Source organism: Rhizorhabdus sp. P4_G5, assembly GCF_056401065.1.
Genome location: NZ_JBFUKB010000003.1, coordinates 727,557 through 748,956, shown reverse-complemented (window position 1 = coordinate 748,956; position 21,400 = coordinate 727,557). Strand labels below are relative to the sequence as shown.

Annotated in this window: 26 protein-coding genes; 9 read left to right on the top strand and 17 right to left on the bottom strand. The window is 60.7% G+C overall.

The genetic code is table 11. The features are described 5' to 3' along the window. Window positions 1-55: 55 nt before the first annotated feature. Complete coding sequence (locus AC1DQK_RS08080) at window positions 56-985, top strand: DMT family transporter (RefSeq protein WP_477869173.1); 930 nt, start codon at window positions 56-58, stop codon at window positions 983-985. Window positions 986-1,128: 143 nt separating this feature from the next. Next, complete coding sequence (locus tag AC1DQK_RS08075; RefSeq protein ID WP_477869171.1) at window positions 1,129-1,845, top strand: TetR/AcrR family transcriptional regulator; 717 nt, start codon at window positions 1,129-1,131, stop codon at window positions 1,843-1,845. Between the two features lie 36 nt (window positions 1,846-1,881). On the opposite strand, the gene AC1DQK_RS08070 is transcribed toward AC1DQK_RS08075, so the two are convergent. The 3 genes from AC1DQK_RS08070 to AC1DQK_RS08060 form a co-directional block, all read right to left on the bottom strand. Next, entirely contained in the window at window positions 1,882-3,366 is a 1,485-nt protein-coding gene (locus AC1DQK_RS08070; protein WP_477869169.1) for an acyl-CoA reductase, read from the bottom strand. 4 nt (window positions 3,367-3,370) lie between these two features. Next, window positions 3,371-4,777, bottom strand: a complete 1,407-nt coding sequence (locus AC1DQK_RS08065; RefSeq protein ID WP_477869167.1) for a hypothetical protein — start codon at window positions 4,775-4,777, stop codon at window positions 3,371-3,373. An 89-nt stretch (window positions 4,778-4,866) separates the two neighbouring features. Further along, window positions 4,867-5,388 carry a TetR/AcrR family transcriptional regulator gene (locus tag AC1DQK_RS08060; protein WP_477869165.1) on the bottom strand — a complete coding sequence of 174 codons (522 nt, stop codon included), beginning with the start codon at window positions 5,386-5,388 and terminating at the stop codon, window positions 4,867-4,869. Window positions 5,389-5,599: 211 nt separating this feature from the next. On the opposite strand from AC1DQK_RS08060, the gene AC1DQK_RS08055 reads away from it, so the two are divergent. Then, the gene (locus tag AC1DQK_RS08055; RefSeq protein WP_477869163.1) at window positions 5,600-6,475 is read left to right on the top strand and encodes an SDR family NAD(P)-dependent oxidoreductase; all 876 of its coding nucleotides are present in this window, start codon (window positions 5,600-5,602) and stop codon (window positions 6,473-6,475) included. 126 nt (window positions 6,476-6,601) lie between these two features. On the opposite strand, the gene AC1DQK_RS08050 is transcribed toward AC1DQK_RS08055, so the two are convergent. The 4 genes from AC1DQK_RS08050 to AC1DQK_RS08035 form a co-directional block, all read right to left on the bottom strand. Further along, on the bottom strand, window positions 6,602-7,438 hold the full coding sequence (locus tag AC1DQK_RS08050; protein WP_477869161.1) for an enoyl-CoA hydratase-related protein: 837 nt from the start codon (window positions 7,436-7,438) through the stop codon (window positions 6,602-6,604). A gap of 273 nt (window positions 7,439-7,711) precedes the next feature. Continuing rightward, the gene (locus AC1DQK_RS08045) at window positions 7,712-8,902 is read right to left on the bottom strand and encodes a CaiB/BaiF CoA transferase family protein (RefSeq protein ID WP_477869159.1); all 1,191 of its coding nucleotides are present in this window, start codon (window positions 8,900-8,902) and stop codon (window positions 7,712-7,714) included. Between the two features lie 168 nt (window positions 8,903-9,070). After that, on the bottom strand, window positions 9,071-9,856 hold the full coding sequence (locus tag AC1DQK_RS08040) for an enoyl-CoA hydratase-related protein (RefSeq protein WP_477869157.1): 786 nt from the start codon (window positions 9,854-9,856) through the stop codon (window positions 9,071-9,073). A gap of 372 nt (window positions 9,857-10,228) precedes the next feature. Beyond that, window positions 10,229-10,486 (bottom strand): hypothetical protein, encoded by a 258-nt coding sequence (locus AC1DQK_RS08035; protein WP_477869155.1) that lies wholly within the window; start codon window positions 10,484-10,486, stop codon window positions 10,229-10,231. A 230-nt stretch (window positions 10,487-10,716) separates the two neighbouring features. Between AC1DQK_RS08035 and AC1DQK_RS08030 the strand changes: the two genes are divergently transcribed. The 6 genes from AC1DQK_RS08030 (at window position 10,717) to AC1DQK_RS08005 (ending at window position 13,523) form a co-directional block, all read left to right on the top strand. Beyond that, complete coding sequence (locus AC1DQK_RS08030) at window positions 10,717-11,451, top strand: FRG domain-containing protein (RefSeq protein WP_477869153.1); 735 nt, start codon at window positions 10,717-10,719, stop codon at window positions 11,449-11,451. A gap of 93 nt (window positions 11,452-11,544) precedes the next feature. Further along, a complete protein-coding gene (locus tag AC1DQK_RS08025) occupies window positions 11,545-11,724 on the top strand; it encodes a hypothetical protein (RefSeq protein WP_477869151.1) in 180 nt (59 codons plus the stop codon). Window positions 11,725-12,030: 306 nt separating this feature from the next. Continuing rightward, on the top strand, window positions 12,031-12,216 hold the full coding sequence (locus AC1DQK_RS08020; protein WP_477869149.1) for a hypothetical protein: 186 nt from the start codon (window positions 12,031-12,033) through the stop codon (window positions 12,214-12,216). Between the two features lie 41 nt (window positions 12,217-12,257). Continuing rightward, window positions 12,258-12,608 (top strand): hypothetical protein, encoded by a 351-nt coding sequence (locus AC1DQK_RS08015; RefSeq protein WP_477869147.1) that lies wholly within the window; start codon window positions 12,258-12,260, stop codon window positions 12,606-12,608. Next, entirely contained in the window at window positions 12,605-12,856 is a 252-nt protein-coding gene (locus AC1DQK_RS08010; protein WP_477869145.1) for a hypothetical protein, read from the top strand. Before AC1DQK_RS08015 ends, AC1DQK_RS08010 begins: the two co-directional genes overlap by 4 nt. Before the next feature lie 40 nt (window positions 12,857-12,896). Continuing rightward, entirely contained in the window at window positions 12,897-13,523 is a 627-nt protein-coding gene (locus AC1DQK_RS08005) for an SOS response-associated peptidase family protein (RefSeq protein WP_477869143.1), read from the top strand. Window positions 13,524-13,567: 44 nt separating this feature from the next. Here AC1DQK_RS08005 and AC1DQK_RS08000 read toward each other — a convergent pair whose 3' ends face one another. From AC1DQK_RS08000 to AC1DQK_RS07955, 10 genes are all read right to left on the bottom strand, one after another. Beyond that, window positions 13,568-14,758, bottom strand: coding sequence for an acyltransferase family protein (locus tag AC1DQK_RS08000; RefSeq protein ID WP_477869141.1), 1,191 nt, complete (start codon window positions 14,756-14,758; stop codon window positions 13,568-13,570). Window position 14,759: 1 nt separating this feature from the next. Further along, window positions 14,760-16,724, bottom strand: a complete 1,965-nt coding sequence (locus tag AC1DQK_RS07995; protein WP_477869139.1) for a hypothetical protein — start codon at window positions 16,722-16,724, stop codon at window positions 14,760-14,762. Then, window positions 16,724-17,425: a hypothetical protein gene (locus AC1DQK_RS07990; protein WP_477869137.1), complete on the bottom strand. Its 702-nt coding sequence runs from the start codon at window positions 17,423-17,425 to the stop codon at window positions 16,724-16,726. The genes AC1DQK_RS07995 and AC1DQK_RS07990 overlap by 1 nt, the downstream gene beginning before the upstream one ends. Further along, window positions 17,425-17,931, bottom strand: coding sequence for a hypothetical protein (locus AC1DQK_RS07985; protein ID WP_477869135.1), 507 nt, complete (start codon window positions 17,929-17,931; stop codon window positions 17,425-17,427). The genes AC1DQK_RS07990 and AC1DQK_RS07985 overlap by 1 nt, the downstream gene beginning before the upstream one ends. A gap of 34 nt (window positions 17,932-17,965) precedes the next feature. Beyond that, window positions 17,966-18,235, bottom strand: coding sequence for a hypothetical protein (locus tag AC1DQK_RS07980; RefSeq protein ID WP_477869133.1), 270 nt, complete (start codon window positions 18,233-18,235; stop codon window positions 17,966-17,968). 26 nt (window positions 18,236-18,261) lie between these two features. After that, window positions 18,262-18,747 (bottom strand): TIGR02594 family protein, encoded by a 486-nt coding sequence (locus AC1DQK_RS07975; RefSeq protein ID WP_477869131.1) that lies wholly within the window; start codon window positions 18,745-18,747, stop codon window positions 18,262-18,264. 110 nt (window positions 18,748-18,857) lie between these two features. Continuing rightward, window positions 18,858-19,226, bottom strand: a complete 369-nt coding sequence (locus tag AC1DQK_RS07970; RefSeq protein ID WP_477869129.1) for a hypothetical protein — start codon at window positions 19,224-19,226, stop codon at window positions 18,858-18,860. Between the two features lie 76 nt (window positions 19,227-19,302). After that, a complete protein-coding gene (locus AC1DQK_RS07965) occupies window positions 19,303-19,911 on the bottom strand; it encodes a hypothetical protein (RefSeq protein ID WP_477869127.1) in 609 nt (202 codons plus the stop codon). Window positions 19,912-19,915: 4 nt separating this feature from the next. Next, window positions 19,916-20,542 (bottom strand): hypothetical protein, encoded by a 627-nt coding sequence (locus AC1DQK_RS07960; protein WP_477869125.1) that lies wholly within the window; start codon window positions 20,540-20,542, stop codon window positions 19,916-19,918. Next, window positions 20,542-21,387: a hypothetical protein gene (locus AC1DQK_RS07955; protein WP_477869123.1), complete on the bottom strand. Its 846-nt coding sequence runs from the start codon at window positions 21,385-21,387 to the stop codon at window positions 20,542-20,544. Before AC1DQK_RS07955 ends, AC1DQK_RS07960 begins: the two co-directional genes overlap by 1 nt. Window positions 21,388-21,400 lie beyond the last annotated feature (13 nt).

Below are 21,400 nucleotides of genomic sequence, written 5' to 3'. Positions count from 1 at the left end.
CATGCGCTGACCGTGGCACTACACCGCGATAGTGCAACATCCCCATCACCGCCCCATGCTGGCGCTTGCCCTTCGCGCTGTAGCTTCGTTCCTGATCGCGACCTTGTTCATGCTGGCCAAATTGGCCGGCCGCCGTGATGTTGCCCTACCCGAAATCCTTTTCTGGCTTCAGTTCGTCTCTCTACCGCTGATGTTGTCGTGGTTCGCCGCGCGTCGCAAACTCCGTAGCCTCGCGACCGGGCAGGTAGGCGGCCACTTTCTTCGCGCCTTGATGGGGATGATCAGCGTCGCGCTCAGTTTCGCTGCGGCTCGAATGCTGCCCCTGTCCGAATTTACCGCACTCACCTTTACGGCACCACTTTTTGCCGTGTTGATCACGGCGTTCGTGCTGCGCGAGCACGTGGGACCGTGGCGGTGGGGAGCCGTCGCCTGCGGGTTTGCCGGCATCATCGTGATCGCCCGTCCCGGTAGTGCAGTCATACCGGTGTCCGGTGGCATCTGCGCATTGCTTGCGGCGCTGACCTCTGCGGTAATCAGCTTCCAGATCCGCCACCTCGGTCGAACCGACAACCCGGTGCGGGCGGCTTTCTGGTACGCGTTTTTCGGGAGCCTGATGACCGTCGGGTTCCTGCCATTTTTCGCGCACGGGCATGATGCAGGGACTTGGGCACTCCTACTGGCCATCGGCATTGTCGGTGCCTTGGTGCAATTGCTGCTCGCCGCCTCGCTCCGACACGGAGCGGTCGCCAGCGTCATTGTCATGGACTCGACCCTGTTGCTTTGGGCCACCCTTTACGGTTGGGCAGTCTGGGGCGAATTGCCGCCGCCGACACTGTGGCTGGGCGCGCCGATGGTCGTTATGGCCGGACTCGTGATCGCCTGGAGCGAACATCGCCTCGCCAGGGCAGCATCCGCCAACATCCCTGGGAAGGAAGCATCCCATCGCCTGGCCCCGGCGGAACGTCCAAGGTCCCAGACCGCCTGAGATAACCGGAAAAGGCCGCTCGGCAGGCCTGATGTTTTCCTATTCCGTTTTAGCACTTGGACAGCTAAGCAGGCTCACTGGTCGGGTGAGCTAGCCCGCGCATGTTCTGCAAACGGAAATTATCGCATATGTCCGGTTCTGCAATGGCACGTCAGGATAAGGAAGGTCGCACTGACACCCGCAGAAATATAAAGGTCACCGCCCGCAGGTTGTTCGCCGAGCGGGGCCTTGAAGCCGTTACGGTAAGAGAGATCGTTGCCGCAGCGGGCGCGAAGAACGGTGGGTCCCTGAATTACTATTTCAAGTCCAAGGAAGGCCTGATCCTTGAACTGGTCAACGATATTTTCAGTGACTTGAGCAGGGTCTGGCTGGATCACTTGTCCGAGCTCGACAAAAGAGGCGGACCAAATTCAGTCAGGGACATTGTCGATATCATTGTTCGCGGCCATATCGCCGAAAGTATCTCTGATCCTTCGCCGACGATGAACCGGTTTATTGCTGGGGTACTCTACATCCGCCGCAAGGAGTTGACCGAATACCTCGATCAGATGAATCTGCTCGTGTACAAGCATCTCCTGCAACGGATCATGGATCTCCGTGCAGACATACCGGAACCGGTCATGCGGCAGCGACTGATCTTTTTCTCTTGGTACGTGGTCGCTGTTCAAGCCGCTTATGAAAGCTGGCGGGCATCGCGTAAGCGGAGTGACGTGTGGGCACAGCCCAACCCGCTCGTTCATCTTGTCGATACGGCAACCGCGCTGCTTGAAACCGGGGTCCCCGACCTGGATGCGCCCGTCGCGGATGGTCACCCCTTTCGGGCGGCGAAGCCCGGCACCAAGGTTGCAATGGCCAGATAAGACCGAATGGTTACCCCCGGCCTTGCGCCGGGCTGACTATTCGGCGGCGATTGCGGTTTCGATCGCTGGTTCGCCAGCTGGCCGATGGTCAATCACCCACCGGACAGACCTCCGCATAGTTTCGATGCCGTCGTGGGGCAGGCCCGCTGGATTGGCATTGAACTCGCGGTAAACCCCGGCCGCGTCACCGCCCGACAGCGGCACGAACTGCTGAACGCCGGCGAGCGAGAATGGATCGATCAGGCGGTCACGCAGCGTCTCCGGATAGATCCCGACGTTCTGAGTGGTATCATCGCACCATTTGATGGCGTCGAGCAGATCCGCAACCGGGACGAGGTTTACGACGCGGTTATTGAGCTGGTCGTAGAAGTCCACCCGGTCAGGGAATCGTGAGATGACCACGCCACCTTCAACAGTGTTTCCGATGACGGTATAGAAGTCTTCCTCCATCGCCACGGCTTCGAGTTCTGCTTCGAGATCGTGGTTGGGGGCGGCGGCCGGAGTCGAAAAGCACGAAGGCAGCGTCTTATAGGCGGCGGCAATTCGTCGGCCAAGGTATTCGAGCTTGGCGAGGCTTTCGTCGTCATCGCCGCATTCGACATAAACCATGCGTGTGTTGACGCAGGCGGTCTGGTTCATCAGACCGGACATGACGGCGATGCCGGTGGCCGCTTCGTCCATCGCCTCTTCGCTTTCTAGCGCCTCTGCACCGATCAGCGAGATTGAAAACTTCGGATTGAGTGCGATCAGGTCGATGCCCGGCTGGAGGAACTTCTGGATATGCTTGACCGAGTTCATCCCGCCCCAGGCCGTGATCTTGTCGATGCGGGTGGTGCGGACGATCTGGTGTTCCATCGCCTCGTCGCCGCCCTTCCAGTAAGCGACCGCAACGTGCTTGGTCACCGGGTGCGAGGCGTCAAGCTCGATCATGGTCCGGGCAATCGCAATGGCCGTCAGCGGATCGTTGGAAGGCGACTTGATCAGGATGTCGGACTTGGAAAGCGCGCCGCCGATGATCGTGGTCGCGGCGACGACCGGAACATTGCCGGCGGTGATGTGCAGCTGACGCGTCCCGACTGCCCGGATGCGATGGCGCCCGTCGCAGCCCTCGCGTGGCACCCAGCCGTCGAGAAAAGCACTACCGATGGTGTGTTCGACCCGCTCCGTCAGATAGCCTCCATCGAACATCCCGGGCAGGCGCTCATATACCGACCGCAGAATTGGTTCAGACAGGCCGCCTGCCAGCAGCCCGAGCTCGAAGCTTTCCTGGAAGAAGGGATTGTCGTCCAGCCTCAACCGCTTGCCGACTTCCACCAGGAATTCGATGATCTGGCTGGTGGGCGTGTCCATCAGGTCGGTGAGCAGGACCGGATTGCCCATGACGAGGTCGTGGATGTGGCGATGCGGATCGGGCGAGCGGAATTGGCCCCCGCCGCGCGCGTCGTAGATCGCCACGTCGTCCTCCGTCGGCCAGATGATACGGCCGCGGGAGATGATCGGGATCTGGCGGATGTCGCTCATGGCTTCAGCCCTCCGATACAAAGCTGAGGAAGTCGTCATAGGCTTTCGCCGTGCCTGCGCAGGTGATCTTGTCGTCGCCACCGACCTTGTCGGCATAGCGTGCGATCGCCGGGCCGACATAGGGCTGCTTCCAGCCGCAGCCGCAGTCCTCTTCCCAATGCATCGTCACTTCGTCTCCCGAGATGAACCCGCCCCAGTAGGTTTGCGCGAGCAAGTCGAAGAATCCGTATCGCCCTGTCTGCGTGCCCTCGCGTGGGAGGGGTTTCATGTCAGCGTCGAACAGCACCGGGATGGTCATCGGCATGACGTGATAGTTACCATGGCGGCAGCGCGGCGACTGGCACATCACCTCGGACATGCCGTAGCACGTCCCCAACCGCTCCATGCCGAAGAATTCGCAGACATAGGCCTCCCAGTCCGGCAGGTCGTGCTTGAGCCCCTTCAATCCACCGCCATAGAACGCGATCGACCCTTCCGCGAAGAAGGGCTTCACGCCTTTGTTCGCGCCGTCGATCGCGGTGCGCAACAGGTCTCCGCCGAGGCCCGAAATCTTGACGCGCTTACCCCGGTAGCCCTCGAACAGTGCCTCGAACCAGTCTGCGAGGTCCTGCGAGCGGCGCTTCGCCAGCGCAATCATGTCCTGGCGAGCACTGAGCAGTGCCGGATCGAGGCCCAGCTTTTCCAGTTCGCCACGGTCCTCCGCTGCCTGCATCCGGCCGGCGAGCGACATCAAGTCGGCCGACATGTGGGTCTGGTAAAGCGTGTGGTAGTGCTCGGCGCCACCCGCAGCGAATGTGTTGAACATCATCGGCACCTTGAGCGCCGTCTGGTGCCCGCCGCGATAGGACGGCGCAAAGGTTTCAACCTTGTCCGTATAGGGATCGACGCCCAAGCTGGCGTGCAGCGTTTGCATATAGCTTCGCTCCCAGGCCGGATATTCGGTCTGCGAGCGCGGAACGAAGCTGAGCTTGCCAGTGGTGCCTGACGAGGTGGTAACGAGCATGCCGAATTCGTCGAGCCGGTCGAGCCAAGCCTCGATCGTGGTCAGTCCGTTCAAATCCATGCCGGAGATATCATGGGTGGTCAGGCGGCCAAGCCATGCATGCAGCTTCGGAATATTGCGAGTCTCGATCAGCGACAGCGGATAGTTCTTGAAGACGCGGTGGTCGAACATCAGCGGCAAGGCATCCTCGATCCCGTCGACGCTGGTGATGCCTTCCTTTGAGGCGAGCTTGTCCATGGCCGGAAGCGATCCGCTCATCTGCCGGAACCGATGCCTGAGCGCCTCGGTCTGCGCTTCAAGGCAATCGCGCCAGCTCATGGCGTAGAGAGCCTCGAAGCCGAGCTCCGGCCAGTGCTCCGGATGAGCGGGGTCGAGCACCATTTCTGTCGCGATTGCAGCTTCGGCCATTCCAGCTCTCCATTGTTTTGTTGATCACTTTCTTAGCAGCCTGCGCGAAGATGATCAAGGCGGCCTCGGATCCGCCAAACGGACGAGAATCAGGTGAATTTTTCGAGCAGACCTTCCAGCAGCGAACGAACCTCGTCGTGCCCTTCCGTCATGCCCAGTGCAGCCTCCCGGGCCATTACCAGCGAGGTGCTGTGGATGATGAAGGCGAGCGCCGTCGGGGTTGCGGGCGAGATGTCGATGCCACGCGCGGCGGCATCTTTGGCGATCATGTCAGCCTGCAGCTTGCGCGACTGGGACAGAAAGCGGGTATACACGTCGCGCACCCGCTCATTGTGGCTGGCAAGCGAGACGAACGCGAAAGACATCCGGGCATCGAGTCCTTCATTGAGGTCCTTCCAGATCGCCGCGACCGGCTTGTCGGATCGGGCGTCTTTTTCATAGCGGGCCATCCCCCTTTCCGTACGGCGCTGGAAGGTGGCGACCAGGAGGTCATCCATTGACTCGAAATAGTAATAGACGAGACTCTGCTGGATAGCCGCGACTTCCGCCACCCGGCGCGACGAAACCGCGGCATAACCCTCATCGCGGATGACTTTTTCGGCCGCGTCCATGATAGCATGGGAAATTTCGGAGTTACGCGGACCGAAGCGCCGTTTCGAAGTCAAGCTCATTCCCCACCTGCAAAGACGGAGGATTGTTAGACACTACAAAACAGCTTTACAATTTGCGATGGCGCTGCAGTACCGCTTCCATAACGCGGCCCGCCCGCCCCGCCTGTCTTGGTAGGTTCGCGAAAATCACGCAAAAATCGGGAGAATCAATATGACCGAGCCGCAGCGCGTTGTTGTCGTAACTGGCGCCAGTTCGGGCATCGGCCTGGAAACCGCGAAGGCCTTTGCGCGCATGGGATGGCAAGTGATCGGCCAAGGGCGCGATGCGGAGCGCAGTGCCGTCGCCGAAGCGGCGATCCGCGCAGAGTGCGACGGCAGTGGAAAGGTCGACTTCCTGCGTGCAAACCTATCGCTCATGAGCGAGACCAAGCGTTTGGCGGACGAGATCAAAGCACTCACCGGCGCGGTGGACGTGCTCATCAACAACGCTGGGGGCATTCGCGACGGGAAATACATGACCGTCGAAGGGACGGAGGAAACCTTCGCGGCCAATCATCTTGCACCATTTTTTCTGACGCGCGAACTGATACCTCTGCTCGAGGACGCAGCTGCGAACCGACCGCCGGACACGGTGCGCGTCATTGCTGTATCCTCGATCGCCTACGCCTGGGCAGAAGCCGGTTTGAATTTCGGAGACATCCAGCATCTGGAGGGGCCATTTGTCCCGGGCACAGTCTATCGCGAGGCCAAGCTTGCCAACCAGCTTTTCAACTTGGCGCTTGCCAAGCGGCTAGCCGGCAAGGGCATCGTATCGCAGGCGATGGTGCCGGGGGTGGTACACAGCAATTTCAGCTCTCACGGGGATGAGCAGATCAAGAATTTCATTATGGGCGCGGAAGGTGTGACACCTGCCGAGGCAGCCGAAAGCCTGGTCTGGATCGCGACGTCCAGCGAGACCGGCGCACCGGGCGGGCGGATGTTCTACGAAATGGAAGAGAAGCCGGTGGTGCCGCACGGAACGGACGAGGCTGCCGCCGAACATCTCTGGACCGAAACCGAAGAGATACTTGCCAAACTGGGCGTCTGACCCAGTGCGCCAGTCAACCGTTGCGAAGTGCTACGGCTTGAGACCCCGTTATCGTGGACCGCGCCCTGGCCCTCATGACAGACCAGGGCACGCGTCAGTTCACGGCATCACCAACAGATTACTGGCTTACTTGGCGTACTTGGCGAAGTTCGGCTTGCGCTTTTCCATGAAGGCATTCTTGCCTTCAACCGCCTCCTCGGTGTCATAGTAGAGCGCGAGCGCGGAAGTTGCGAAGTTGCCAAGCGCTCGAAACTGCTCCGTTGCGCAATTGAACGACTGCTTGGCAAGCTTGATCGCCGTGGGGCTCTTGTCGGCGATCTCGAGCGCCCAGGCCCGCGCCTGGTCCATCAGTTCCTCATGCGGGTACACCGCGTTGACGAGGCCCATTTCGAGAGCTTGGTCGGCAGTGTACTGGCGGCACATGTACCAGATTTCGCGCGCCTTCTTCTCGCCGACGACATGAGTCAGATAGGCCGTGCCAAAGCCCGGGTCGACGCTACCTACTTTTGGGCCGACCTGGCCGAATTTTGCCTTGGCCGAAGCCAGCGAAATGTCGCACAGAACGTGCAGCACATGACCGCCGCCAATCGCATAGCCGTTGACGGCAGCAATGACCGGCTTGGGAATGTCGCGGATGACCGAGTGCAGCGCATCCATGTCGATGCCGGTCGCGAGACGAGCGGGACGCGCACTCTGGTAGCCGCCTTCGGTGCGTTTCGACAGGTCGCCGCCGGTGCAGAAGGCGCGGTCGCCGGCGCCGGTCAGGATCACTGCGGCAATTGCGCGGTCGGACCAGGCGTCGAGGAACGCCTCGACCATCTCGTCCACTGTCTCGCGTGCGAATGCGTTCATCTTTTCAGGGCGATTGATTGTGATGGTCGCGACCGGGCCGGTCTTGTCGTAGATTATGTCCTGAAAGCTCATGAAAATTTCCTCTACACATGGGAGAATACCGCGGCGCACTCGCAACCCAGAGTATCTGAAGGAGGGCAGCGCCTACTACGCGCCGTATGCAGTGGGTCTCAAGATGTCATCGCCAAGTCTCGAAAAACCGACCCATACGCGCCACTTTTCTGGGTTGGGTTAGCGCAGCCGATTGCAAACAATAGTTGGCATGGCACTTGCTTTAGAAATGATCAGGGTTGCGTCGATCGCATCAGCCATCCCGCCGTCTCGCAGGCTTAAGAAACTTGCGAAAGCCAGTCATGAGCGCGAGGGCATGGGGGCGGCCTCCCGTCAGCGCACGAATCCGGCGGCGTGGAGCTGGCTGATCCGTTCCTCGTCGTAACCGAGCTCGCGCAGAACCTCGTCGGTGTGCTGCCCTAGCTGTGCCGCCACGCCGCCGCCGAGTGCCGGCGTTGCCTGGAAATCGACCGGATAGGCCATCGCCGTGACCGGCCCGTAGTCCTCGCTAACGTACCGCTCGACGCAGCCCAGGTGCTGAACCTGGGGATCCTCCAAGAACTCGTCGATGGACTTCAGCTTGCCGATGGGCAGCCCATCGCTGATCGCCAGAGCCTCAAGCTCATCCGAGGTCATCTTGATTGAGCCTTTCTCAAGCTCCACCCACATGGCTTCCCAGTTCGCCACCCGCTTCATCGGAGTCTTGAAGCGATCATCTTCGAGCAGATGTTCCATGCCGAAGGCGCGGCAGACCGTGGCAAACAACTGGTCGGTCTGGAAATAGCCCATGAAGACGCCGTCGGAGGTCCGGAACGGGCGGGTCACATTGGGAGCGATCAGCCGATCCTCACTCTCCGCGAAGCAGTGGTTGTAGACGTTGTCTACGAGGTTGAGGAAGGAGAAGGCTTTCAGCAGAGATGCCGAGACGAACTGTCCTTCCCCGCCATTCCTCTCGCGATGGTAGAGTGCCGTGGAAATCGCGCTGGCCGCCGCTGTGGCGGTAAACTTATCCACGAACATCGAACGCAGCGGCTTCGCTGGAAGAGCGCCATCGCTCTGGAGGAACATCGCGGCGGAGAGGCCCTGGATCACTTGATCATATGCGGGCCGATCGGCATAGGGGCCGTCGGGGCCGAACCCGCTGATCATGACGTAGATGAGGCCCGGATTGGTCTTCTTGAGCGTCTCGTAGTCCAGCCCCAGCCGCTGCATCACCGCAGGGCGGGTGTTGACGATCATGACGTCGGCGGCAGCGGCCAGCGACTGGGCGATTGCCCGCCCTTCCAGATTCTTGAGATCCAGCGCGATGCTCCGCTTCTGTCGGTTCATGGCGAAATAGTGCGCCGAAAGACCATTGTGCATCGGCGGTACCCAGCGGAACGGATCGCCGGTGGTCCCTTCCACCTTGACGACCGAGGCACCAAGGTCGGCGAGCATCGCTCCGGCCAGCGGCCCCGCCACCATGGTCGTGATTTCGAGCACCTTAACACCCGCAAGCGGCCCCTGTCCCGTTCCCTCTGCCATGTTTTCCTTCTCCTTCAGCGTGTCACCCCGGACGAGTCCGTCCTGCGTGTGGTATCTTCTTCGATCACTCAAGTTCGCAGCACCGGCGGGACCAAGGGTATCGCCTGCGGGACCCGGCACTGCGCGGTCTTCGAGCTGCCACTCGACAGCGAGTTCTGTTCGGAAGGTTCATCGCCCCGTGAAGACCGGCGGCCGGCGCTCGACGAAGTGGGCGACCCCTTCCTTGAAATCTTCGCACTCGAACGATTTGAGTTCCTCAACGAGTGCCTCCGCGGTCGCCTCGCCAAGGTCCTGGAACAATCCCTCGTAGATCTGTCGCTTGATAATCCCCGTGGAGCGGGGCGATGAGTAGATCGCCAGTTCATTGGCTATCGCCATGACGTCGGCCATGAAGTTCTCGGCTGGCAGAGTGCGGACCAATCCCAGCCGCTCCGCCTCGGGAGCTGGCACGACCCGGCCGGTCATCAGCAGGTCGATCGCATTCATCAGTCCAATCAGCCGCGGCAACATCCACGACAGGCCATGCTCGGCAACCAGGCCCCGCCGTGCGAACGAGGTGGAAAGCTTGGCCGTGTCCACCATGTAGCGAAAGTCGCAATAAGCCGCGATGCTGAGACCCACCCCCGCTATCGGCCCGTTGATCGCGGCGATAATCGGCTTGGGGGTAGACAGGATATAGGTGAGACGGTGGCCGTAATTGCCCTCGTAATCGTCGGGGTTGGGCAGTACCGCGTCCTCGACGTTCTGCAGGGCCGACATATCGGCCCCCATGCAGAAGGTCTTTCCGTGCCCGGTGAGCACGACCACCCTGACCTCGTCGTCGCTCCCCGCCTGGCTCAGAGCTGCGCGAAGTTCGGTTTCCATCACGACGCCGAAGGCGTTGCGCTGCTCCGGATTGTACAATGTGACCGTCGCGACATGGTCGGTGACGTCATAAAGTAGGCGCTCGTACATGATTGTGAACTCTCACAAGCCTCGTTGCCAGCTTGACTGCAATCAGCCCCAGTTCAATAACCGCGTCCCACATACTGCAATTGTGTTACTTCGATGGGCCGTGGGGTAGCCTGAATGAGCCTATCTCGGTGTCCACCAAACCAGCAGCCCATATCGACTTGGAACAGGAAACCCTGCAAACCATCGACATCCCGTTCGGCACGAGGTTGTTACCCATGTCTTAGGTACAACCTGTCACCCCATGTCTCCGGTATGTACAGGATATGTTTGGTAGCGGAGGAGCGTGTTGACCAGAAACATACATGGCTGCGCGCGCGGGTTTGAGCGGGGGACGGGGCCCATCCACCACCGTTCCTGGCTGAAGGCAGTCGTTTAAACCGGGCCGAACAACCCCGCGCGCAAGTCATCTTCAAAGGCTGCCGGCCACGATGATCCGTCGCCTGCATCATAGAAGCGGACGATAGCCTTGCTCTTGCGCTCGATCGCCAGTTGAGCGGTCAGCGGGAAAAGGCCCGGCCCTTCCTTAGTCGTGTCGCGCGCTCTGAGCGTGAACTCTTCGCAGGGATACCCAAGCAGAGCGCAGCTTGATTGATAATCCTGAAGCTCGGACGGGTGGATGGTGAACGACATGATATATTTTCCTCGGTTACCCCGCCGAGATAGGCGATCGTTTCGCATGTTCAATGGACGAGCGGCAGGCGTAAAACGCGACGACCTATATCATCGCCGGAAAAGACTCCCCAGCCGCTCTGCCGGAAGGTTGCTGGCAGCGCGCGCGAGGCGAACCGTTCCGCAACGTACGTCGTTCAAGGCGGTAGCTTGTTCTTTTCGTCGCCTGTACGAGGCCGGCGGAGGTCGAGATGAACAACACTGAAGGCATGGACACCATCACTCAATTCCTCAGGTGCGTCGGCATGATCATTCCCGACGGTGAAGAGGGACTCTTCCGCGGACACGCTGATGTACGATGGGAACTGAAACCTTCAGCCTTCAGGCCCGGCGCCGCTGGGATAACGGACTATGAGAAATTGGCGAAGTGGAAGAATGTGGCCGGGCGGTTCGCAACCCCTCGCCCCGTGGATGAACTGGAATGGTTGGTCTTAGCTCAACATTTTGGAGTGCCGACACCGCTGCTGGATTGGACCACGAACCCTCTGGTTGCCTTGTATTTCGCTTGCGCGAGCACCGATAGCGCCTGGCCCGGTGTAGTGAGACTAGCACCCCAGTCGTCATTCGAGAGGATGAACCATACTTTGATGGTGGACATCTTTAAGGCTGATCGCACCATTCCCGCTCTCATCGACAGCACCTCCATGAACGCACGGTCTTCAGCGCAGGACAGCATGATGACGCTCCATTCACCGGAATGCAGTTACTCGTCATCGCCTGAGCATATAGGATTTTTTCAGGTTGCCTCATCGAGCAAGCCGCTCGTGCGCGCAGCCCTTAGAAGGTTCGGGATAAGTTCAGAACGCGTGTTTGCCGATCTTCCAACTGCTGCGCGTGAGTTCGCGGAAGGGCTCGTCACGCAGCGTACGCCTGAAAGCGCAGTGTCAGAATCGTACCTGCCTAACAGCTTGCCTGCGACGGCCTAACTGACTCCTATCATTTCGGCAGCAATTCGATATACTGTGCCTGCCTCAGCTACCATGCACTAGGTATGGTGGATTATGGGCAGGAGCACGATCTTGAGTCGCAAGATCTTCAGACCGGGGCAGATCGCCCCCAAATCGGCGCAATACGGCATTCTCGGCCCTCGGGGCGGTGTCACTGGCGCCGAACGCACGGTGGTAAAAGGGGAACCTCTTCCGCCAACGCCAGGTCCGAACATGACCTACGTGATCAACGACGAGACGAAGACGCGCTGATCAACTGAGACGGTCAGGATAGACAAGTCATGCTTCCCTCTTAGCGCTCAGGTCAACGGAACCATAAGAACCCCGCGGCCGTACAAGCCCTCGTAGACGCACAGACGCACGATCATCCGATCCATCAAGTCTCGACTAGGGCGGCTTAGGCCGCCCTTTTTTTGCGCCTAGCCAGCCTTCCAAGCTCCCGCAAATGGCGGTTTTCCGCGGGTCCTGCTGTAAAATCCTGCGAAATCCGGCCCTTCGATTTGAATAGCTTAGCCTCCGTCTGTAAAATGCAGGGCGGCCGAAAACGCCGGAGGCTTTATGAACGAAGATCTTATCCGTCGCGTCACCCAGGCGATCATCGCTGACCTTCACCGCCAGTCGAAAGTTAGCGGCTGCACTACCGAGGACAACGGCAAGTACGCCCAGGTCGATGGCGCCTTTAAGGTCGAGCCGCTCGCCCGCGCCGTGCTCAAAGCTATCCGCAAGCCCGCTCCTCCCGAATAGTCCATTGACCGACTCGGTCAGCATGTTCCACTTTCGTTCGCATGTCCAAGATCAAGCTCAGCAGCGGCGAGTTCGACCGCGAAGCCTATGACCCGAAGGACGTGATGGCCGTCGCCCTGCGCGCGCTCCACGGCATCACAGGCGGTGGCGGCGAAGGCCACGCCTTCGATAGCGGGCTGACCAGCGAGGCTATCTGCGCCCTCGCGGCGATGCTGATCGAGGCGCTGCCGGCGGTCAAAACCAACATGGATATGCGCATCATGGCCGAGGAGGCCGGGGGCCGCATCCACGCCTATGTCCGCACCTTCCGCGACACCCACGCCCAGACCGGCCGCCACGCGATCGAGCACATGGGGATCGAGGTTCCGCCCGAGCGCGGGAACATGTCATGATCCGCATGCACCTCGACGACCTCCACGATCTCATGCCGCACGCGCAGTTCGCATTCCTGAAGCGATGGCTTGAGGAGCACGGCGCTATCATCGTCCAGTGCGATCCCGTGCCCTATGCCGACCGGATGACCGGCGGCTTAACGACCAGGCGTGGACGGTGGGGCCAGGACGAACCCTATCCTCCCTATGGTGGATATCGGAAGCTTCTCGAGGATGCTCGCGAGAAGGGCCCACCGACGAGCGGCTGAGCCCCTTTCCGAATCGCAGCGCACAGGACACGATGGACCGATGTGCAACCACTACCGAAGCCATATCGACAAGCTCGCCAGCTGGCGCGAATGGGCCGGCTATAACCTGCAGCTGCCGAACGATCCCTTCAACGAAGACGTCTATCCGAAGCGCAAGGGGCTGGTGATCCGGCGCGCGGCCGAGGCGACGATCGCCGACGTGATGACTTGGGGCATCGTCCGCAAGATGCCCGGCAAACGGCCAGGCACGTTCATCAACAACGCCGTGACCAACGTCCGCAACCTCTCGAGTCCGTTCTGGAAATCGACGCTGGCGAGCAGCGAGCACCGTTGCCTGGTGCCGTTCACCACCTTCGCCGAACCGACGCTCGATCCGCACCCGGAGCTGGGCAGGAAGGGCGAGCACTGGTTCAAGCTGCCCGCCTATCCGGTTGGCGCTTTCGCCGGCATCTGGCGCGGCAGCGAGCGCGGCAATGAATATGCCTTCCTGACCTGCGAGCCCTGCGCGTTAGTCGCTCCCCTCCATCCGAAGGCAATGCCGGTGATCCTCCATCCCGAGGATTATGATGCATGGCTCAGCGGGGACTATGCCGCCGCCTGCCAGCTGGCCACGCCCTTTCCGTCGCAGATGATGGAGGTCGAAACGGTGTGGCCGGTCGCGAGTTGACGGTCGAGCGCAGTACGCGTTTCGAGGGAGGCGGACAGACCGGCTCAGGCCACTGACTTGAGGCCCCCCGCACTTGGCGTGGGAGGCAGGCCCTCCAATCGCTTTATCCAACGCTTCGCCAGTAAGGTCGTTGGCTTCTCGATCCAGCGATAGCCGCAATATGCGGCAGCTATAGTGATAGGCATACCCAATGCCATCAGCAGCGCAGTATATGCGAGCGGGTTCATTTCACCCTGCGGGATGGCGATGTTTAGCTGCCTAAGCGCAAGGAAGTGTACCAGGTACGACGAATAGCTGATTTTGCCCATCCCAACGCTGGCCCGATTGACAATTGGACCCCATGGGATCTGCGATAGGGCCAACGCGGCAATCATGAACCCGAACCCAAATACGTATTGGCGCCCAACGATCGGCAACGGATGAAAGGTCTGAACAACAAGGACGATGGCAGCGATTGCCAGGGCAGCGAGATTCTCCCGCTTCTGGCTCAGATTAGCCACAACCGCAGGCCGGTCTCGTGTCAGAAAAAATACCAAAATCCCGAAGGCGAAAGTCCCCATCTGTGCTGGGAACGACCTATACCAGAATTGGGTTAGGTTCTCGACGCCGGAGGGCTGAATAAGCGGATCTAGGAAGACGGGGGCCGCTTTCATCCACAACGTGCCCAGGTCGGCAGACACAACCACCAGTAACGCAGCAGCTTTCCAAGAACGAATTAAGCAGAACCATAGCGGCACCGTTAAATAGAACATGGCCTCACAGCTTATCGACCACCCGCCCGGAACAACCGAACTCATTACTGCTGGATGGAGCAAGTTTGTGAGCGTCGCATGCATGGGATAATGCCAGATTTCGGGACCATCTTTCCACCCTCGGGAAGCCAGACCATAAACAAGAGTGTAGATCAGCATCCCGCTCCAATAGACCGGCATCAGCCGCATAAAGCGCTTTATAAAGAAATTTCGGTACGGCGCGGTTTCGCGAACGACGCCATTCGTGAGGGTCATAAAGATAGTGCAGGCGCTGACGACGAAAAACAGGAGTACGCCGTTCCCCGCCGCGTCGGTGGCTTGACGGGCTCTGCCAGTCACATTTGCGAGATCGGCGGCGTGTGTGAGAATGACACCAAGAATCGCCCATCCACGCAACGCGTCGATATAAGCGAGTCGATCCTTATTCGTTTGCATCTTGCTAACCCCCGCAGCCCAGCCTGCAGGGGTTAGCTCAATACTCACGCTAGGGCCATACGATCCGGCTGCTGAAATCGTCATAGCTGTTCCGATAGACGTATTCGCAGCAGATGACCGGCATGGCGGCAGTGCAGTTGACGGGGGAAACGGGACGGCGCAGCTCTAGCGAACTCGTCATCAGCAATACGGGCGAGCCCCAGGTCGCCCCGCCGTCGGCGCTGTCCCACCGCTCCAGCTTGTAGATGCCGTTAGCGATGTCATGCCAGGTAATGAAAACCCGGACATTGCCATTGCCATCATTATATCCGACCTCTCGTGAGAACTCGGCGTCGCTATAATAGGACCCGAACGGCGTCTGCACCCTCGTCCAATTTGATGGGCTGAAGGGGTTGCCGCTGATCCCACTATTGAGCTTGTAGAGCCAGAGCACCGAATTGGCATCGGTTGCGTTGTCCACCTCCTGAACCATCGCCATAATGCCACTGTCGACGATGATAAGCTCGATTTGCTTCTTGCCGGCCGGTGGCGCCGTGAACGGTTTGGGCAGATTGTCGTGGTCGATGATCGGCACGGTATTGGACGTGTCGATGAGCATGTTCCCAGCAGTGGTAGGCGTGCCACCGGCGCTGCGGGTGATCACGTCGCCTGTCGCTAGATTCGTCTCAACGACGCGGAACTCGGCATTATCATTGCTGTCGTGCGCAACGCCGAAGTTCCACCTTACGCTCGCCGACGGACCTGTTTGAACATAATAGAGCTGATTCTGTGCGCCAGCGACTGGTGGGAATATGCTGTCACGGCCCGTGAATGGCCTGCACGGCGTTGCCGCCCAAACGCCACCGGACAGGTTCAACTTTTCATACAAAATGTTCGGTTTGAAATCAGCCGTCCCGCTCGCCTTATCCTCATTCGTGAGCATAAAGACCTCGGTTGGGGTCCGCTCCACCAGGGACACATAATTGGGTTGGTGCAGCGTACTGCTGTACTGCGTCTCGCTTGCGGAGAGACCGGCCAGCGTTCCCGTCGCGGACTGGCGCCAATAGATCAAGCTTCCGGTGTTGTGGCCAGTACCAACCGCAATAGATGACCCGTCGGAGATATCCAACCATGCCGGGCACAGGTGCTCATCGGCAATGCTGTAATCGTGCAGCGAGCGTTCCCGCACGAGCCGCTTACGGGCAACATCTATCTCGCCGATATAAGTGCTTCCTAGCGCACTGGCAGTTGGCCCGTTTGACGTAGCGTATGCCACGTGAAGCAGTCCATTGCGCATTTGGGCAAGATTAGGAACCATCTGAAAGGGCTCCTGAATTGCATTATATATTGCGTTGTGATCGAGTCCGAAGAAAAGGGCGTTCATCCGCTCAAGCTCGCGTGAGCTATTGGTTTCATTAATCATCGCGACGCGGCCTATAGTGCCATTCCACGATCGCGATCCATCGTTCCGGTTTCCGACGTAAAGCGTTGTGAACGCTGAGACAGTCGCGCTAGAATCCGTCTGGATGGCTCCGGACTTGAAGGACATGGCAATGTTGTTGGTCTGGAGCCGGCACGCGAAACTCACCGCCGTTGATGCCGCCATCGCCGCTCCGGTCAAATCCCATTGAACCGTGCCGGAGCCGTCCGCCCCTGTAAATTGCGGGATGGCCGTCGTCGCATTTCGGTAGGCGTAAGCGCGATTTTGTGACGCCGTGCCAGAGCCCTTCAAGCACCATGCCATCTCAGAGGCCGCGGGCGCGGCTGAGGAGGATGTGGTTCCCGCAAAGAACATCGTGAAGATCGTGGGAACAATACCGGAAACAGTCAGCCGGTCGCCACCAACAGGGTCGACTACATAGATTCCTGCAGCCACCATGGCTGCGATCGACGCGTAGTTCACCCCGTTAACCCGGAACCGGCTGTTCGTGTAATCGAGATCGAATACGGCGCTGGGGTGCCACCACGGCACGGCCGCTGTCGCCTGCCTGCTCGCCGTGGAAAGCAGTGCGGCCCTGAATGGTCCGGGCCGCATCAGTCGAGCAGTCCTTTGAGGGCGACCTTGATGTCACCGACAGCAAGGGTGGCCGATGCCCGCGCAACCAACTGCCCGTAGATATCGGTCTGCCCGCTCGCGACCTTGTAAGCCATGGCGAGTGCAGTAGCCTGCGCAAAGGAACGGGTTGCCCCAAGCGCCGTCCAATCCGAGATATGAACGACGCCGAGCACCTTATCCCAATCTGCGGCGGCAACATCGAAAGTGCCATTGTCGGTGAGCGTGCCTGCCGTCGGCATAGTGTGGAAGATCACGAGATCGCACGAGAAGGTCTGCAGTGACTTCGACATAATGGAGGCCATCTGGATTAGACCGGTGCCACCTGCCACTCGTCCGAAATTGGCGAATGTCATCAGCGGGCCGATGCACTTGCCGGTGACGTAGGTCGTCGCACTCACAACGGGCGCGACCGCTTGAACGACCGCATGACTGCCCACCTGGCCGATGTGATTTTCGCCGGCCGGTTGCGCCCCTGTAAGCGCCGCCCAGAGCGCCTTCAGGATTGCGACAACGCTACCCGCGCCGGTGCCGCTCCAGGCAGCATCCGCCTTCGCGCCTTGCGTCGCGTCGCCACCATCCTCCGTCGTCACATAAGCGACATCGCCCCCTCCGATCGTCTTGAAACGTCGGCTCACTGCCTCGCCGTCGGCACCGCGAATATTCAGCAATTTGTCGGCCATTAGACTGCTCCTGCTATGGTGAGATTCTCAGGGATCATGAAATTGGCGGTGGCGCCTGGCGGGATGTCCGCCGCCGCTATCTTGCCGGTGGCGATCAGCTGAAACGGCACGTTGACCGAGATCACATCGCCCGAGCCGCCAAAGTTCGGCTTGAAGCTCATCGGGAGCCCGTAGAGGAAGTAATGATCCCCGCGCGGGTTCATGATGTAGATCGTCACCTTGGTGCGGCTGCCGGCGGCGGTGGCCAGCACCATCTGGCCGACGTCGCTGGTGTCGAGCGCCAGCAGGATCGTCGTCGATCCCTCATCGCTGCCGCCCTTGTCTTTCTCCGTCGTGCCCACCGCCGTCTTGTGGCTGGCCAGCTCGCTCTCCGCGCCGAACTCGGCCACGCTGCCCACCTTGTCGCTCAGTGCGAACGACAGAGCGGAAAAGCCCGCCACGTCGCGGGAGGCCGGCGCGGCCGTGGTCATCCCGACGAGCGTGCCCGCCGATGCGATCATGTTCATCGTCAATTCCCTTCGGGATGAGTCCAGGCGCGTGTCAGCCGGCGTCGTGCGGCTTGGTGCTGGCGGCGGCGAGGCCGACGCCGATCACCTTGGCGGCCACCGCCGCGGCGATACCCGCGCCGGTCAGCGCGCCGGCCGGCGACGTCAGGCCGATCGCCTGCGCAGCGTCGCCGATCGCGGTGATGGTGCTGGCGGCCTTCGGCAGTCCCACCGCCGCCGCGACGAGCGCAAGGCCGCTGTACGTGGTCTTTTCCTTCGAACGCGCCAGTGCCCAGCGGCCGAGCTTCTTCAGGCTGATCTTCATCGTCTTTCTCCTTTGGAAAATGGGTGTCAGGCTTCGTTGGTCGAAAGCGCCCCGCCGGCGTCGGCGACGAGTGGCTCCGGAGCCGGCAGCGGCAGATCGGCCGGCCAGCGGAAGCCAAGCACCCGACCGCGATCGAACTTGCCCTCGCCAACCTGATCGCGCTGGTTTCCGCCCACGCCCCAGACGAAGCGCTTGGACGCCTTGGTGATGAGGATCACATGCCCGCCGCCCTCGCGGTCGAGCACGCCCACGGCGCCGTACACCGGCGCGCAGGCCTGCCCCCACTCCAGCCATCCCTTGGCGCGATACCAATGCTTCGGCAGGGGCTTCCCAGCCTTCTGCATGACGTGAGCAACGAACACGCCGCACCAGGGCGTCGCGTCGTCATACCACCACGCCTTAAGGCTCTTGAGCCATCCCGCGATGACCGTGCTGTTGCCCGGCCCCGGCACCTCACGGACCCCGATCAGGGTGAGCGCATAAGCCATCCACGCCAGCGATGCTGTCGGCATAGGAACCTCCGTCGATTTCGATGGTTGAGAAATATCGAGCTGCAGCCTCATCCCCCCCGAGGCTTGGGCAGCTCGCTAGAGGCCCGTCGTCACATGTGACGGCGGGCCTTTCACTTGGCGCGAAGGATCGTCTCCACCATCCCGCGAGAGGGCGGCGAAACCGGAAAGGCACGCTTCAACAGGTCGGGAAAGGTCGACCCGATCAACGCCTTGGCGTGGCCAATCACGGGCGCATCCGGGCGATGCTGCCCGATGTCGTCGACCAGCAAGAAACAGACGCTCACCAGGCAATCGACCTGCCGCACATAGTCGTTCTGCTTGCCGGCCAGTTCCTCGACTCTCGCCTCAAGATGGGTGATGCGACCCTTTCGCTGTCGAAACACCCAGACGAACCCCTTACCGAGTGTGCCGAGCAAAATGCCCGATGCCGTCACTACGGCCGCAGCCTCGCCCCCAGACACGCCACCCGCATCGGCCATTCGTAACCCCCGACATGAAAAACCCGCCGGGCTGATGCCAAGCAGGCGAAAAAACACAGGCTCTATCAAGGCCAGCTCAGACGAGCAGCGCGTCCCAATCTATCGCAGCAGCTGCGATGATGGCCTCGGCCGTTGCTCCTTCATCCTCGATAGCGACGATGGCACCTCGGCGCCGGCCTTCGATCTTCGCATTCAGCGCACGCCACGTCGCCGCCGTGGCCAGCACCAGCGCGGCGATGTCGGCGATCGGCACCCCCGACGCATCAGCCTCGGCCGCCAGATAGGGGAAGTCCGCCGCATCGGCGCCCAGCGCCCAGGCCTTAGCCTCCACCTCCTTGTCCAGATAGGTCGCCTGCTGGCCGGAAACGTCGGTGATGAAGCGGCGACGGAACGCGCCCGCGCCCTCATTCACCCGCGCGATCTGTGTGCTGCGCAGATCCGCGAGATCGAATGGGACCGTCGTCCACACGCGCACCGGGCTCGTGGTGCCGCTCAACGCCATTCCGATAACCTGCACTTCGGACGGTGCCGGCCCCGGCTCCTCGATCTCGGCCGCCCCAACCGCCGCGAGCTGCTCGGGTGAAGCACTGTCGCACCAGCCGAGCGGGTGTTGGACTCCCTCCGCATCGGTGAAGCCTCCGAAGATCTCGACCCACTCGCCTTCTATCTTTCGTGCAAAAGCCATCTGGTCAGCCTCCGATGCATTCATATGCGGCAAAATCCGTCTGCCAGCTGGCCTTCGCGCCAACCTTGAACGTCGTGTTATCGGGATAGGTCGGCCGCGCAGGGTTGAAGTAGCTGTGCAAGTTCAGCGTATCGACCGAACCGCCGCCATAATATCGGACGAGAGAGTCGATATAAGTGGACCCGACATAGACCGGCGGAACCGCTTCGATAGAGGCTGGATCGATCGCAGTGTACATGAGCATGCCGACATGATTGGCGCTCTTCGCGTAGCCTGGGATTATAGTGTTCAAATACGCGCTTGCGAGTACACGCCGCACGATCGATGCGACGTTGCGCAAAACGACCACTTGAAACCATTGCGACAGACTGGGGCGGTACAAGTTCACCGACATGGTAGCGGCGGTCAACACCTGCCACCTTACACGACCATCACCTTGCCAAACCGATCCCGCCCCAGATGTTGGGAAGGGCGGCACGTCGCCGAGGCAGATCAATATGTCTCCAGGGTAGGCGGCCGAGTCGATGTTCGGCTGAAACTCAGGCCGGCTGCTCCGATTGATCGCCGGACCCGCAAAAATGGTCAGCGCGGCGGGAAGTGCGCCCGATGCGGCCATGATCGCGCCGCGCATCAGAGACCGAAGCCCTTGCTGAGGCGAGCCTCAAGCTTCGTGGCGCTACGGACATAGGCCGTCACGATGTCTGCCTTTGTGGGATCGCCCGAGAAGGCAGGGACGAACGCGCCGAAATCCCAATAGCTCGCGAACGCGGGCGCGTACCCGCCTGCCGGGATCTTGAACTGTATCCATTTGCCGATCTTGGCCGCCATTCCGGTGGGGTTTGCGATTGTGCGGTTCCCCGCCATCGTGCTGCTCAGGTGGAAACTCTCCCCCGCTGCGAGGTCGAGCGTGATGGTCGCGGCATCGGCGACGCCCACGCTAACACCCGCCGCGAGCATGGCAGCAGGCGTCACGGCAACATCATCAGAAGAGCCGTCCCATATGTCAGCGGCCGTGGCGGGAACGAAGTCGATCGGCGGCGCCAGGCTAAGCGTCCAGTCTATGATCCCGGTGCCCGAGCCGCGGAACTTGGTAATGCTCATCACCAGCGCGCCGGTGCCGCTGTTATAGGTCTGGACGCTGCCATGCATCCAGTTTCCCGGCGCGCTGGTGCGCGCGATTGTCAGGAACATGCCCGACACCAGCGCCTTGCCGGTCTGGATGCCCCAGCTCTTCGTTCCCGTACCGATATCGTTGCTCGTCGTGCTCGTTGCCGAGGTTCCCGGCGCGTTCACCGCTGTTAGCGCGGCCGCCTCCACGGCCACGACGGCGGCATTGATCCCGGCGATCGACGCGTTGAACTCGGTCGCCAGCGTTGGAAAGCTGGAGACGAAGGTGTCGGCGTCGTCGATGAAATCATCCTCCGCATCGCCCCGCAATGGCGGCGGCGCGATCGGCGTCACAGTCGGAATCGTCATGCGATCCTGTCCC